Annotated in this window: 11 protein-coding genes; 6 read left to right on the top strand and 5 right to left on the bottom strand. The window is 64.0% G+C overall.

Translation table 11 applies throughout. The features are described 5' to 3' along the window. Positions 1-33: 33 nt before the first annotated feature. Together corA and E5E96_RS19765 are read right to left on the bottom strand one after the other, a co-directional pair. Positions 34-981 (bottom strand): magnesium/cobalt transporter CorA, encoded by a 948-nt coding sequence (corA, locus tag E5E96_RS19770; RefSeq protein ID WP_011705843.1) that lies wholly within the window; start codon positions 979-981, stop codon positions 34-36. 413 nt (positions 982-1,394) lie between these two features. Then, on the bottom strand, positions 1,395-3,038 hold the full coding sequence (locus E5E96_RS19765) for an electron transfer flavoprotein-ubiquinone oxidoreductase (protein WP_171282920.1): 1,644 nt from the start codon (positions 3,036-3,038) through the stop codon (positions 1,395-1,397). A 124-nt stretch (positions 3,039-3,162) separates the two neighbouring features. On the opposite strand from E5E96_RS19765, the gene E5E96_RS19760 reads away from it, so the two are divergent. The 5 genes from E5E96_RS19760 to aroG all read left to right on the top strand — a co-directional run bounded on the left by E5E96_RS19760 (position 3,163) and on the right by aroG (position 8,975). After that, positions 3,163-3,912 carry an electron transfer flavoprotein subunit beta/FixA family protein gene (locus E5E96_RS19760; RefSeq protein WP_171282919.1) on the top strand — a complete coding sequence of 250 codons (750 nt, stop codon included), beginning with the start codon at positions 3,163-3,165 and terminating at the stop codon, positions 3,910-3,912. A gap of 100 nt (positions 3,913-4,012) precedes the next feature. Further along, positions 4,013-4,939 carry an electron transfer flavoprotein subunit alpha/FixB family protein gene (locus E5E96_RS19755; RefSeq protein ID WP_171282918.1) on the top strand — a complete coding sequence of 309 codons (927 nt, stop codon included), beginning with the start codon at positions 4,013-4,015 and terminating at the stop codon, positions 4,937-4,939. 223 nt (positions 4,940-5,162) lie between these two features. Then, positions 5,163-6,251 (top strand): 3-phosphoserine/phosphohydroxythreonine transaminase, encoded by a 1,089-nt coding sequence (serC, locus tag E5E96_RS19750; protein WP_171282917.1) that lies wholly within the window; start codon positions 5,163-5,165, stop codon positions 6,249-6,251. 171 nt (positions 6,252-6,422) lie between these two features. Beyond that, positions 6,423-7,706, top strand: coding sequence for a 3-phosphoshikimate 1-carboxyvinyltransferase (aroA, locus tag E5E96_RS19745; protein WP_010633771.1), 1,284 nt, complete (start codon positions 6,423-6,425; stop codon positions 7,704-7,706). Positions 7,707-7,919: 213 nt separating this feature from the next. Next, positions 7,920-8,975, top strand: coding sequence for a 3-deoxy-7-phosphoheptulonate synthase AroG (aroG, locus tag E5E96_RS19740; protein WP_171282916.1), 1,056 nt, complete (start codon positions 7,920-7,922; stop codon positions 8,973-8,975). 104 nt (positions 8,976-9,079) lie between these two features. Here the strand turns inward: aroG and E5E96_RS19735 are convergent, their stop codons facing one another. After that, entirely contained in the window at positions 9,080-10,675 is a 1,596-nt protein-coding gene (locus E5E96_RS19735) for a methyl-accepting chemotaxis protein (protein ID WP_043123356.1), read from the bottom strand. 262 nt (positions 10,676-10,937) lie between these two features. Between E5E96_RS19735 and hutW the strand changes: the two genes are divergently transcribed. Further along, a complete protein-coding gene (gene hutW / locus E5E96_RS19730) occupies positions 10,938-12,308 on the top strand; it encodes a heme anaerobic degradation radical SAM methyltransferase ChuW/HutW (RefSeq protein WP_171282915.1) in 1,371 nt (456 codons plus the stop codon). A gap of 72 nt (positions 12,309-12,380) precedes the next feature. Here the strand turns inward: hutW and xseA are convergent, their stop codons facing one another. Together xseA and E5E96_RS19720 are read right to left on the bottom strand one after the other, a co-directional pair. Next, positions 12,381-13,745, bottom strand: coding sequence for an exodeoxyribonuclease VII large subunit (gene xseA / locus E5E96_RS19725; RefSeq protein ID WP_171282914.1), 1,365 nt, complete (start codon positions 13,743-13,745; stop codon positions 12,381-12,383). A gap of 107 nt (positions 13,746-13,852) precedes the next feature. Further along, positions 13,853-14,782 carry a DMT family transporter gene (locus E5E96_RS19720; RefSeq protein ID WP_171282913.1) on the bottom strand — a complete coding sequence of 310 codons (930 nt, stop codon included), beginning with the start codon at positions 14,780-14,782 and terminating at the stop codon, positions 13,853-13,855. Positions 14,783-14,882: the final 100 nt, after the last annotated feature.

The following is a 14,882-nucleotide window of genomic DNA, read 5'->3' as shown; positions in this document are numbered from 1 at the left end:
CCGCTTATCTCTTTTCGTGCCGGGCCGCCGGCGTCACAGCCAGCCTTTTCGCTTGAAGAACAGACCGGTGCCGAGCGATGACATCACCATCAGCACCAGGGAGAGCGGATAGCCGTACTCCCAGGCGAGCTCCGGCATGCGGCCGAAGTTCATGCCGTAGATGCTGGCGATCAGCGTCGGCGGCAGGAAGATGACCGCGGCCACCGAGAAGATCTTGATCACCTTGTTCTGCTCCAGGTTGGTGACCCCCATGGAGGCCTCCAGCTGGAAGTTGATCTTGTCGAACAGGAACTGGGTGTGGGGCAGCAGGGACTCCACGTCGTGCAGCATCTCGTCGATCCACTTGTTCTGCTCGTTGCTCATCCGCTGGCGCAGGCTGCGTTTCAAGAAGCGCAGGGCGCGACGGGTATCGTGCAGGGAGAGACGGATCTGGCCGTTGGCCTCTTCCTGAGCCATCAACTCCTTGAGCATGGGATTGATCTGATCCGGCTCGAAGATCTGATCGGCGGTGTTTTCCAGGGTCTTGTAGCCATCTTCGATGAGATCGGAGAGGTATTCCACCTTGAGGTTTTGCACCTCCAGCAGGATGTCGAGGGCGTCCTCCACCTCCAGCCGATCCTGACGCATGTAGTGGCGCAGCAGGCGCACCAGGCCGATGTCATCCTCGCGGATGCTGATCAGCAGGTTGTTGCGCAGGGTAAAGGAGACGTGGACACCTTTGGTGTCACGGCCGATCCGCTGGGGAAACAGGGAGTGAATGTGCAGACCGTCGGTATCCCAGTAGAAACGGGCGGATGCTTCGATGTCATCCAGTTCCTCCTTGTCGGGCACCTCTTCCAGAAACAGGCCCGTCAACCATTCTCGTTCCGCCGTGTCCGGCTTGTAGGCATCCAGCCAGACGGTGTTGTCAGGCACTATGTCGTCAGGCCCGAGCGTGACTATGTCCAGTACCTTGTTATTGAGAATGTAGGCGGTGATCATCTGTCCCCCCTTAAGAAGTCATGGGTAATCAGGGATGGTTGCACAGGTCATGCGGCCTTAGAGCGCGTAGAAAGCGATCCCGTGGACAAGCTGAACGGGCCGATGGAAAACCTGAATGCGGCGAACTATACAGGGGCGGGCCGCGCTTGTCAGGGCCTATTCATCGGAGGTTCAGCCTGTTCGCTCAAAAAAACAGCGAGGTCGGAGCAGCCACGCCGACCTCGCAACGGGTGATCCCGGCGTCGCCTCCTTCATTCCCCCTGGTAGGCGGGAGGAGTCGGGCTCACCGGCCAGGATGGCGGGCTGCCGAGCGCCCTGCGACAGCCCCCGGCCACGCGCCGGAAACTGCCTCTTTTTGATGTGTTGGGGCTGTGCATCCTTGTTGTCTGCGCAGGTCTGCATGGGCAAGCCTGTTACATGTTGGGATAGTTGGGGCCAGAGCCGCCCTGCGGCGGCGTCCAGACGATGTTCTGGCTCGGATCCTTGATGTCGCAGGTCTTGCAGTGGATGCAGTTGGCCGCGTTGATCTGCAGGCGGGGCAGGCTCTCCGAGCCCAGGATCTCGAACACCCCGGCCGGGCAGTAGCGCTGAGCCGGTTCGGCCCAGGTGGGCAGGTTGACCGCCACCGGGATAGTCTCATCCTGCAGCTTGAGGTGGCAGGGTTGATCCTCGTCGTGGCTGGTGTTGGCCAGATAGACAGACGAGAGCTTGTCGAAGCTGAGCCTGCCGTCCGGCTTGGGGTAGTCGATGGGCTGGCAGCGGCTGGCCATGCGCAGCTGGCGGTAGTCCGGCTCCTTGTCCAGCAGGGTGAACGGCGAGGTGCGAGCAAACAGCCGCTGCTCCAGCCAGTTGAAGGCGCCACCGATCCAGGGGCCCCAGCGGTGCAGGGCGGCGCCGAAGTTGCGCGCCGTTTTTAGCTCATGGGCCAGCCAGCTCTGTTGCAGCGCATCGCCGTATTCGGCCAGATCCCGGCCCCCTTCATCGCCGCCGCGCAGACTCATGGCGACGGTCTTGGCCGCCAGCATGCCGGACTTCATGGCGGTATGGATCCCCTTGATGCGGGAGAAGTCGAGGGTACCGGCATCACAACCGATGAGCAGGCCGCCGGGAAAGTGCATGCGGGGCAGGGAGTGCCAGCCCCCCTTGGCGATGGCGCGGGCGCCGTAGCTGATGCGCTCGCCCCCCTGCAATGCCGCGGCGATGAGTGGGTGGTGCTTGAGGCGTTGAAACTCGTCAAACGGGCTGAGCCAGGGATTGCGGTAGTTGAGATCGACGATGAGACCGACCGCCACCTGATCCTGCTCAAGATGATAGAGATAGAAGCCGCCCTGGCTCTTGTCTTCCTTCCCCTCAGAGAGCGGCCAGCCGCTGCCGTGCAGCACCCGGCCCGGTTTGCCCTGGCCGGGGGGGAGCTGCCACAGCTCCTTGAAGCCGATGGCGTAATGCTGCGACTGGGCGGTGTTTTCCAGCTGAAAGTCGGCGATCAGCTGCTTGCCGAGATGGCCGCGCGCCCCTTCGGCAAACAGGGTGTAGCGACCGAGCAGCGCCATGCCGGGCACGTGATCCGCTTTCGGATTGCCCGCCCGATCCAGCCCGAGATCGCCGGTGATCACACCCTTGACCCGTCCCGCTTCCATGATGAGTTCGCTTGCGGTAAAACCCGGGTATATTTCGACTCCCAGCTGCTCGGCCTGCTGACCGAGCCAGCGGCAAAGGTTGCCGAGGCTGATGATGCGGCTGCCCTCGTTGTGCATGCGCGGCGGTACCGCCCAGTTGGGCAGTTGCAGGGCGCGGCTGTCGCTTTGCAGCAGGTGCACCTGATCGTCGTTGACCTCGACCCCGAGCGGGGCCTGTTGCCAGCTCTCTGGCAGCAGCTCCTTGAGGGCGACGGGATCCAGCAGGGCGCCGGAGAGCAGATGGGCGCCGATCTCAGCCCCTTTCTCCAGCAGGCAGACCGACAGCTCGGCATTGTGTTGTTTGAGGGCGATGGCGGCACTGAGTCCCGCCGGGCCGCCACCGACGATGACGACATCAAATTCCATTGCTTCGCGTTCCATCTTGCCTCTGTGCTCGACTTGGCCTAGGGTAATGCTGGTAGTTTACGTAAACGTAAAGTAAATGTAAGCAAAAAAATGTGAGGGTTTTCATGGATTCACTCAACAGAAGCGAGGGATGCGCGTCATGAAGCTGCTGGTCGCGGTCAAGCGGGTGCTGGATTACAACGTCAAGGTCCGGGTCAAGAGCGATGGCTCAGACGTGGAGCTGGCCAACTTCAAGATGGGGATCAACCCGTTTTGTGAAATTGCGGTGGAAGAGGGGGTCAGGCTGCGCGAAGCCGGCGTGGCGAGCGAGCTGGTGGTGGTGACCTTCGGCCCCGAGGCGGCGGCTGAACAACTGCGTCACGCCATGGCGCTGGGGGCGGATCGGGCGCGTCATTACCTGACTGGCGAGACCCTGACCCCGCTCACCGTGGCGCGCGCCCTGCAACAGGTGTGCGAGCTGGAGCAGCCCGATCTGGTGCTGCTCGGCAAGCAGTCCATCGATTCTGACAACAACCAGGTGGGCCAGATGCTGGCCGCCCTCAATGACTGGCCGCTCGCCACCTTCGCCTCCGCCATCAAGCTGGTGGAGGGGGAATTGCAGGTGACCCGCGAGATCGACGGTGGCCTCGAGACCCTCGGCATGCCGCTGCCGGCGGTGGTGACCGTGGATCTGCGTCTCAACGAGCCGCGCTTTGCCTCGCTCCCCAACATCATGAAGGCCAAGCGCAAGCCGCTCGAGAGCGCGGCCTTCGCCGACCTCGGCGTCGAGCCGGCCGGTCAGACCCGGCTGCTCGGGGTGATGGCCCCCGCGGCCCGCAGCGCCGGCATCATGGTGAGCTCGGTGGACGAGCTGCTGGACAAACTCAAGCACGAAGCGAAGGTACTCTGATGCTGCCAGCAATCAACAGAACCCCGCCCGCCGGCGACAAGCTCGGGGGCGTGATGGACGCACAGGCAGGGACATCAACGGACGATAGCAAGGGGCAGTCATGAGCGTATTGATCATTGCCGAACATCATCAGGGTCAGTTGGCCGACAACGTGGCCCGTCTGGTCACTGCCGGGAGCCAGCTGGGCGGCGAAGTGCATCTGCTGTTGCTGGGGCAGGGGCTGACCGAGGCGGGCGAGCAGGCCGCCACCCTGCAGGGGGTGAGCCGGGTACTGCTGGCCGAGCACCCCATGCTGGCGGAGGGGCTGAGCGACGGGGTCGATCCGCTCTTGGCCCATATCGCGCGGGATTATCAGCACTGCCTGATGGCCGCCAGCACCCAGGGCAAGGATCTGCTGCCGCGGGTGGCGGCCAGGCTCGGGGTGGAGATGCTCTCCGAGGTGACCGGCATCGAGAGTGGCGACACCTTCCTGCGCCCCATCTACGCGGGCAACGCCGTGGCCCGGGTGGCGAGCAGCGCCCCCATCAAGGTGCTGACCATCCGTCCCACCGCCTTCGCCAAGGCGGCGAGTGGCGGCCAGGCTCAGGTAGCGCGGTTGCCGGTGAGCGAGGTGGCTTGCCGTACCCGCCTCATCGAACGGCGCGCCGTGCGCTCCGCCAGACCCGAGCTCGCGGCGGCGCGGGTGGTGGTCTCCGGTGGGCGGGCACTGGGCTCCAAGGCGCAGTTCGCCCTGATCGAGGCGCTGGCTGACAAGCTGGGCGGGGCGGTGGGGGCATCGCGGGCCGCAGTGGATGCGGGCTTTGTCGCCAACGATCTGCAGGTGGGCCAGACCGGCAAGGTGGTGGCCCCCGAGCTCTACATTGCGGTCGGTATTTCCGGCGCCATCCAGCATCTGGCGGGGATGAAGGAGTCCAAGGTGATCGTCGCCATCAACAAGGACAGCGAGGCCCCCATCTTCCAGGTGGCCGACTACGGGCTGGTGGGGGATCTCTTCACCTTGCTGCCGGAGCTCACCGCCAAGCTGTAACTTGGTGAAAAAGGGGGCCGGTGGCATTGAGTACCGGCAAGCGCCCGTTTCCACGCATGTTCTCTGCAAGCCCTGACCCGTTCAGGGCTTTTTTCTGTCAACTGCGCTGGCGGCGGGTCGACAAAAGGTTGAGCCAGCTCCCAAAAAGCCTTTGATCCGGGGGCTGCACTTGTGTAAAACCAGACAAGTCACCGATCACACTCATCCACTCACGGAAAGCGTCATGAGCAAACAGATTTACAACTTCTGCGCCGGCCCCGCCATGCTGCCGGTCGAAGTCATGGAGCGCGCCCAGCGCGAATTTTGTAATTTCCAGGGGCTGGGAGCCTCGGTCATGGAGCTTTCCCACCGCGGCAAGCCCTACATGGCGGTCGCCGCCAAGGCCGAAGCCGATCTGCGCGAGTTGCTGGCGGTGCCGGACAACTACAAGGTGCTGTTCATGCACGGTGGCGGCCGTGGCCAGTTCTCCGCGGTGCCCATGAACCTGCTCGGCGGCGCCAACAAGAAGGCTGACTATCTGCTGACCGGTGTCTGGGCGGCGAGTGCCGTGGACGAGGCGCGCAAGTACGGCGATATCCAGACCTTTGACGGTGTGGCCAAGAGTGCCGAGGGCATCTCCCACCTGCTGCCGACCCCGGCGTTTCGCGCCGATGCGGCCTATGTGCATTACTGCCCGAACGAAACCATCGACGGCATCGAGATGTTTGACATCCCGGCTACCGGCAAGGTGCCGCTGGTGGCGGATCTCTCCTCCACCATCCTCTCCCGTCCCATCGACGTGAGCCGCTTCGGCATCATCTATGCTGGCGCCCAGAAGAATATCGGCCCGTCGGGGCTGGCCATCGCCATCGTGCGCGATGATCTGCTGAACCAGGCTCGCGCCGATGTGCCGTCGATCTTCGACTACCAGCTCACCGCCAAGAACGACTCCATGTTCAACACCCCGCCCACCTACGCCTGGTATCTGGCCGGGCTGGTGTTCGAGTGGCTGAAAGAACAGGGTGGCCTCGAGGCGATGGAAGCGCGCAACAAGGAGAAGGCCGATTTCCTCTACGGCTATCTCGATCAGTCGAGCTTCTATGGCAACCAGGTGGATGCCAGCTGCCGTTCGCGGATGAACATCCCGTTCCAGCTGAAAAATGCCGAACTGGACAAGCTGTTCCTGGCCGAATCGGAGGCCACCGGCCTGCTGGCGCTCAAGGGACACCGTATCGTCGGCGGCATGCGCGCCAGCCTCTACAACGCCATGCCGCTGGAAGGGGTGAAGGCGCTGGTCAGCTTTATGGACGGCTTTGCCAAGCGCCACGGCTGAGGCGTTTTTCCCCGATTGCCGACGCCGGGGACTCCCCGGCGTCTGTTTTTTCCGTGATGCCGGACCGGCCGTAACCGCGGCCTGCTTTTGTGCCACCCGCAGTCTTGCCGAGCAGGGCGCGGGCTGCTAACGTCCGGTCAGGTCATTTTTTTGAGATCGTACAGGAAGTCTATGAATTCGTTGCGTTTGGAACCTATTTCTCGTGTGGCCGGTGAGGTCAATCTGCCCGGCTCCAAGAGCGTGTCCAACCGGGCGCTGCTGCTGGCAGCCCTGGCCCGTGGCACCACCCGGCTCACCAACCTGCTCGACAGCGATGACATTCGTCACATGCTGGCGGCGTTGACCCAGCTCGGGGTCAAATACAAGCTCTCCGCTGACAAGACCGAGTGCACCGTGCACGGTCTGGGTCGCAGCTTCGCGGTGAAGGAGCCGGTCAATCTGTTCCTCGGCAACGCTGGCACCGCCATGCGACCGCTGTGTGCCGCACTGTGTCTGGGCTCCGGCGAATACACCCTGGGCGGGGAGCCGCGCATGGAAGAGCGCCCCATCGGCCATCTGGTGGATGCCCTGCGCGAAGCGGGCGCCCATATCCAGTACCTGAAGAAAGATGGCTATCCGCCGCTGGTGGTGGATGCCAAGGGGCTGTGGGGCGGTGATGTGCACGTCGATGGCTCTGTCTCCAGCCAGTTCCTGACGGCGTTTTTGATGGCGGCGCCGATGGCGGCGGGTGACACCCGCATCCACATCAAGGGGGAGCTGGTCTCCAAGCCCTACATCGACATCACCCTGCACATCATGAAGCAGTTCGGGGTGGTCATCGAACACGACAACTACAAGCTGTTCTACATCAAGGGCAACCAGAGCTATGTCAGCCCGGGTGACTTCCTGGTGGAAGGGGATGCCTCCAGCGCCTCCTACTTCCTGGCGGCAGGCGCCATCAAGGGCAAGGTGCGGGTCACCGGCATCGGCAAGCACAGCATTCAGGGCGACATCCACTTCGCCGACGTGCTGGAGAAGATGGGCGCCCGCATCACCTGGGGCGATGACTTCATCGAGGCCGAGCAGGCGCCGTTGCACGGCATCGACATGGACATGAACCACATCCCCGATGCGGCCATGACCATCGCCGTGGCCGCACTGTTTGCCGAGGGGCCCACCTCGATTCGCAACATCTACAACTGGCGGGTGAAGGAGACCGACCGCCTGCACGCCATGGCGACCGAGCTGCGCAAGCTGGGTGTCGAGGTGGAGGAGGGGCGTGACTTCATCACCGTCACCCCGCCAGCGCAGCTCAAGCATGCGGCCATCGATACCTACAACGACCACCGCATCGCCATGTGCTTCTCGCTGGTGGCGCTGTCCGATACCGCCGTCACCATCAATGATCCGGGTTGTACCTCCAAGACCTTCCCGGACTACTTCGACAAGCTGGCCAGCATCAGTCAGCGCGCGTGATGAATCCAGGCCCGCCTCGCTGCGGGCCTGTTTCTTTGGGCTGTCCCGCTCTGTTATTCCCCTCTTTTCATCCTCACCTAGCAGCATTATTAAAACTTGCAAGGCAGGATAGGAAAATTCCCTCCATGATAATGTAATTTTCTATTTACACCGCTGCCCGTGCGGGCTAGATTGAAGTTTCTTTATCGCAGTCATCTAGCAGGAAGCCTTGTCATGCAGCATCAAACCGACGACGTTCGTATCAGTGAAATCAAAGAGTTATTGCCCCCGGTTGCGGTGCTTGAGAAGTTTCCGGCCACCGAGACCGCATCAAGTACCGTCTTTGAATCCCGTCAGGCCATCCATCAGATCCTGGCTGGTGAAGATCAGCGCCTGCTGGTGGTGATCGGCCCCTGTTCCATTCACGACCCCGCCGCCGCACTGGAGTACGGCAAGCGCCTCAAGGTGCTGCGTGACGAACTCAAGGGCCAGCTGGAGATCGTGATGCGGGTCTACTTCGAGAAGCCGCGTACCACGGTGGGCTGGAAGGGGCTGATCAACGACCCTTACCTCGACAACAGCTGCCAGATCAACGACGGCCTGCGCATCGGTCGCAAGCTGCTGCTGGATCTCAACGACATGGGGCTGCCGACCGCCTCCGAATTCCTCGACATGATCACCCCGCAATACGTGGCGGATCTGATGAGCTGGGGCGCCATCGGGGCCCGTACCACCGAATCCCAGGTGCACCGCGAGCTGGCCTCCGGTCTCTCCTGTCCGGTGGGCTTCAAGAACGGCACCGACGGCACCATCAAGGTGGCCATCGACGCCATCGGGGCCGCCAGTGCGCCGCACCACTTCCTGTCGGTGACCAAGTACGGCCACTCCGCCATCGTCGCGACCCGGGGCAACCCGGACTGCCACATCATCCTGCGCGGCGGTCGTGAGCCGAACTACAGCGCCGCCCACGTGGACGAGGTGGTGAAGGGGCTGGACAAGGCCGGTCTGCCGCAGAAGGTGATGATCGACTTCAGCCACGCCAACAGCAGCAAGCAGTTCAAGAACCAGATGCTGGTGGCCGAGGACGTGGCCGGTCAGCTGCGTGCCGGCTGCCGGGCTGTGTTCGGCGTCATGGTGGAGAGCCATCTGGTGGAAGGGCGTCAGGATCTGGTGGAAGGGTGTGAACTCACCGTCGGTCAGAGCATCACAGATGCCTGCATCGGCTGGGCCGACACCGAAATCCTGCTGCGCAATCTGGCCGATGCGGTGGCCACTCGCAACGCAGGCTGATCCCGGCTTGGCGGCGCCGCGTGGCGCGCCTGAGCTACGGCACAAAACAAAAGCGCGACCCTGGGTCGCGCTTTTTTATTGGCCAGAGCGGGCGGCAGGCATGATCACCAGCGGTAGGTCTTGAGCAGTTGCTCGAGCTTGCGGCACTGCTCTACCAGCTGAACGCTGGCGAGATTGGCGGCGTGAGCCTGGCCCAGGGTGTCGTTGGAGGTGTTGCGAATGTCGCTCACCGAGCCGTCCACCTCGTTGCAGACCCTGTCCTGTTCCTCGGCGGATTGCGCCATCTGGGCGTTGAGATCGTTGATGCTGCTGATGCGGCCGATGATGTTCTGCATGGCGGCCAGGGTCGCCTCTGTCTTGTGGATGCTCTCGTCCGCCTTGGCCTTGGCATCCCCGATCACCGACACCGCGCTCTGGGCCTCGTTCTGCAGGGCGGCGATCATCTGGGAGATCTCCTCGCTGGCGGCGCGGCTGCGGTTGGAGAGGGCCCGTACCTCGTCGGCCACCACCGCAAAGCCGCGGCCCTGTTCGCCTGCCCGGGCCGCCTCGATGGCGGCGTTGAGGGCCAGCAGGTTGGTCTGATCCGCGATCCCCTTGATCACCTCCAGCACCCCGTCGACCGCCAGACAGCGGTTGTCGAGCTGCTGGATCACCCTGTCGACCCGCTCGATCTCCGCCGACATCTCGCCCATGTCGTTGATGGAGTGCTGGGCGAGGCGACTGGTGTTGGCCGCATCCTGGTTGGTGAGGGCGGAGAGCTCGGCGCTCTTGCGGGCGTGCTCGCGCACCTCGTGGGAGCTGGCGGCCAGCTCGCTCACGGCGGCGGCCACCTGTACCGTCATGCTCTCCTGCTGGCGGGCCGAGCCTTCGGTCTGGGTCGCCACCTGGCGGATCTGGTTGGACTCCTGATAGAGCTGGTGGGTGGCACTCTCCACCTCCTGCAGGCTGTGGCGAAACCCTTGCACCATGTCGCTGACGGCGCGGGTCATCTCGCCCAGCTCATCCCGGTTGGGATTGATCAGAGGCAGGGAGAGATCCCGCTCCTTGGCCATGCGGGTCATGGCCAGCTGCAGATGGCGTACCGGCCGCTTGATGTAGCGCTGCAGCACCCAGCCCAGCAGGCCGAAGCCCAGCCCAAACACTGCCACCAGGCTGCCGCTCAGGATCAGGTTGTTGCGATGGATCTCGCCAAAGGTGTGGCTGAGATCGTAACTGATGCGCACCGCCCCCATGACGGTGCCTTCCGCCACCTGGTGGCAGGTGGTGCACTGGGTGCCGCGGTACTCCTTGTAGGCCTTGAAGGGTTTGATCAGGGTGAGCTGGTTGCCTTGTTGCTCGAGAATGGTCTCGCCCTGGTTGATGGCGCGCTCATCCAGCTTGTCTTCAATCTGCTGATCCGGGTGGCCGGGGCCGAACAGGCTGGTCACCGCCGGGGCACGGATCAGGCGGGCCTCGACGATGCCGGCCTCGCTCTTGAGCTTGGTCTGCACGATCTGGCGGTTGGCGATGGCCCCCGTCATCATCAGCACGTTGAGCTGATCCATGTAGGTGTTGGCGGCGCTCTCCACCTTTTCACCCGCCAGCCGGATGGCGAGATCCCGTTGCAGCCAGGCGGAGAGCTCGAAGCTGAGGGCGAAGGTGCAGCCGATGACCAGGGCGAGAGGGAGAAAGATTTTCCAGTTCAGAGACAGATTTTGCATCGTTGGCAGGTCCATGCGCAGGTGAGCGATCGTCAATGGTTGATGACTCTCCCCGCGCTCGCTCATCAGAACGGGGGAGATGGTTCTCTATCGGCACACCCTACCTCATCTTGAGTAAATTATCTGTTAACTGGATCCGTGTTGAAGGTTAATGGTGCGTAGCAAACGAGAGCTGTTCGTCGTTGAGTTGATCCAGCACAAACTTGGCATTTATTGATAGTGGTTATCATTTACATTATTTCACCTGATAACCTTGCCTGCCATGACACCACAGCTGACCCCGACCATGACCGGTCTTGCCACCCCGGATCCCCTCAAGTTCGCCTTTGGCGCCAAGACCTCGACCCACGCCAGTCGCGGCGGCATGCGCCCGCTCACCCTCGACCATGCCGACTGGCAAGCCTGGTGGCGCCGCGAGAGCGAGGCGGATGAGCGGGCGCTCTATATCCACATTCCGTTTTGCCGCAAGCGCTGTAGCTTCTGCAATTTCTTTGAAAATGGCGCCAACCCGGCCCGCATCGCCCGCTATGTCGACGTGCTCTGTAGCGCGCTTGCCCGGGCCGCCGAGACACCCTTCACCCAGAGTCGCCCCTTCTCGGCCGTCTATGTGGGGGGCGGCACGCCGACGGACATGAGCGCCGACGAGCTGGCGATGCTGGCCGCCGCCATCCGTCGTTTTCCGTTGACTTCGGATGCGGAGGTGACCCTGGAGGGGCGCCTCAACGGTTTTGATGATGCCAAGTGGCACAGTGCGCTGGCGGGCGGCTTCAACCGCTTCTCGTTCGGGGTACAGAGCTTTGATACCGAGGTGCGCCAGGAGGCGGCCCGCTTCGACGACCGGGAGACCCTGTTGACCCGGCTGGAGGAGCTGACCCGTCACGACGACGCCGTGATCGTGGCCGATCTCATCTTTGGCCTGCCGGGCCAGGATGATGCCGTGTGGCGTCAGGACATCGCGGATGTGATGGTGAGCGGGGTACACGGGGTGGATCTCTATCAGCTCATCGCCATGGCTGGCACCAATCTGGCCCGTGCCGAGGCGAAGGGCAAGCTCGGCTGGGCCGCCGACGGTCAACAGCGGGCCGCCATGTATGCCTATGGCGCCCAGACGCTGGAGCAGGGGGGCTGGCAGCGGCTCTCCTGCAGCCACTGGCGGCGCGGTGAGGCCGAGCAGAGCCGCTACAACCAGATGGCCAAGCGCGGCGCCGAGATCCTTCCCTTCGGGGCCGGGGCGGGCGGCAGCGTGCATGGGCACGGCCTCATGTATGGCCGGGATCTGGCGCTTTGGCACGAGGCGCTGGCGGCGGATCAGCGGGCCCCCGGCATGGTGATGGGGCGCAATCCCAATGGCCGCCTCGATGGTCTGCTGCGCGGCGCGCTCGACAGCGGCTGGCTGGTGCTGGCCCGTTTGCCGACGTCGCTGCGGGCACATCTGCAACCCTTGTTCGAGGCCTGGCAGCAGCACGGGCTGGCAACGCTGAGCGAGGCGCGGCTTGAGCTCACCCTGGCGGGGCGCTTCTGGAACGTCAATCTGCAGGCCGGGTTGTTTGAATACTTGCAGCTCAACCCGCTGGCGGGGTCGGGTACGGCGCCTGCCGATCCGGCGCAGGCGGTGCGCCATTCGCTCGTGTGAGTGCACTGGCCGAGAGGGCCTGACAAAGAGAGGATGATAAACAAGGGGGCACCTGATGTGCCCCCTTGTTCGTTATGGCTGGTGGACCTCTTCCACCCGCACCCGCAGCTGCCCCTCTGCAAGCTGGGTGACCAGCGTCTGGCCGGCATCCACCTGGGCGGCGCGGCTAATGACTTCACCACGCGCGGTGCGGGTGATGGAGTAGCCGCGACCCAGGGTGGCGAGCGGGCTCACCCCGTCGAGGCGGGCGCTGAGCATGGCGAGGCGGTGGTCGGCCAGATCCCGGCGTTTGGCGATGAGGGCATGGAGGCGCTCCTCGGCCAGCTGGTGGCGACGCTTGCCGGCGGCCAGCAAGCGCTCCGGGCTCTTGCCCTGCAGGCGCAGCTCCAGGTTGGCGAGGCGCCGTTCTCCCTGATGCAGTCGGTGATTCATCAGTTGCTGCAAACGGGCGGAGAGCTCGTCGAGGCGCTGGGATTGCTGCTCCAGCCGCCGCTTCGGATCCTGATGGTCGAGCCGCTTTTGCAGCAGGATGAAATCGTGGCGGGCGGCGGTCTGCAGGCGTTTCATCGCCTGCAGCAGTTGCTGCTTGAGATGGGCGAGGCGCTGGGCGCGGGCGCTCTGATCCGGCGCCACCAGCTCGGCCGCCGCCGACGGGGTCGGGGCGCGCAAGTCGGCGGCAAAGTCGCTGATGGTGACATCCACCTCGTGGCCCACCGCGCTCACCACCGGTATGGCGGAGTGGGCGATGGCGCGCGCCACCGCCTCTTCGTTGAAGCACCAGAGATCTTCGAGCGAGCCGCCGCCGCGCCCGACGATCAGCACATCCACCTCGGCGCGGCGGTTGGCCAGGGCAATGGCAGAGACGATCTGGCCGATGGCGGCGCTCCCCTGCACCTGGGTGGGGTAGATAAACACCGGCAGATCCGGTGCGCGGCGTTTGAGCACCGTCAGCATATCGTGCAGGGCAGCGCCGGTGGCTGAGGTGACCAACCCCACCGCGCGCGGTTCGCGCGGCAACGGCCGTTTGCGCCCTTCGTCGAACAGCCCCTCGGCGCCAAGACGACGCTTGAGCTCCTCAAAGCGCAGCGCCAGCACGCCGTCGCCCGCCGGCTGCATCGATTCGATGATCAGCTGGTAGTCGCCGCGCGGCTCATAGAGGGAGACCCGCGCCTGCACCAGTACCTGCATGCCATCCTGCGGGCGAAACGCCACCCGCCGGTTGTTGCCCTTGAACATGGCGCAGCGCACCTGGGCCGACATGTCCTTGAGCGAGAAGTACCAGTGGCCGGAGCTTGGCATCGCCAGGTTGGAGAGCTCGCCGGTCAGCCACACCAGCCCCAGATCCTGCTCCAGGATCATGCGCACGGCGCTGTTGAGGCGGGTGACGGTAAAGACCTGCTGTTGTCTGCTTTGACTCGGTTCGTTGCGGTAGTTCAAGGCTGGTCCTGCACTGTGTGCCCCGCCTTGGGGGCGGGGGCATAAATCAATGGCGCCATCTTAACGCAGTTCGGGGCGAACGCCGAGCGGCGCTGGCCCTGTCGGGTTCAGCGTGCGTCCGGATCCTGAGGTTGCGTCCGGGCCTGAACGGCCGGCGTGCTGGTCTGGCTGGTCACCAGCCAGACCGAGAGGCAGACGACCAGGCCCCCCAGCACAAAGCCCTGGTTCAAGGTCTCGCCCAGCACCAGCGCGCCCCACAAGATGCCAAAAGGGGGAATGAGGAAGGTGACGGTGAGGCTGCGCAGCGGGCCGATATCTGCGATCAGTCGAAAATAGAGCAGATAGGCGAGGGCGGTGCAGACCACGCCGACCGCCAGTACGCTGGCCCAGGCGGTGGGCACGGCCCAGTCTACGGCGGGGCCGGCCGCCAGCTGGTAAGCGAAAAAGGGCAGCAGGAACAGGCTGGCACCCAGCTGGCTGCCAAAAGCCACCAGCTTGGCGTCGAGCCCGCCGCGATGGGTGATCCAGCTGCGGGTGAGAAAGCCGGCGAGGCCGTAGCAGGCGGTGGCAAATAGGCAGGCCAACACCCCGGGCAGCAGATGCCCACCGGCACTCACCTCGCCGGTGGTGGTGATGAGGCTGATCCCGATCACCCCCAATACCACCCCCAGCCATTTGCGCCGGTCAAGGCGCTCGTTGAAGCAGGAAAAGCCGATGAGGGCCCCCATCAGCGGCGTGGTGGCGTTGAGGATGGCCGAGTAGCCGGCCGGCAGCCAGAGGGCGGCGATGGCGTACATCAGAAACGGGATGGCGGAGTTGATGACGCCGAGCAGCATGGCGGACTTGAGCTTGCCCTGAAACCCCATGGGGGCGCGCAGCAGCAGGAGCATGACGGCAAGCCCGATGAGGGCGAACAGGACCCGCAGGAAGGTGGTGTTGACGGCGCCAAACGCCGGGGCGGCGATGCGCATGAACAGGAAGCTGGCGCCCCAGATGGCGGCCAGCAGGAGCAGGCGCCCATAATCGGCAGGTTTCATGGTGTCGTCCTTGAGGTGATGGTGGCCAATATTGGCGCTGCATCGGCATGATGCCGACAAGGTGCCTGTGCTGGCAACTGCCTGGATGGCTGCAGGGCTG

The sequence above is a fragment of the Aeromonas sp. 1805 genome, assembly GCF_013085525.1.
In the GTDB taxonomy this organism is placed as follows: domain Bacteria; phylum Pseudomonadota; class Gammaproteobacteria; order Enterobacterales; family Aeromonadaceae; genus Aeromonas; species Aeromonas hydrophila.
Note: the sequence above shows the minus strand (reverse complement) of the source record. Positions and strands in the feature narration are given on the sequence as shown.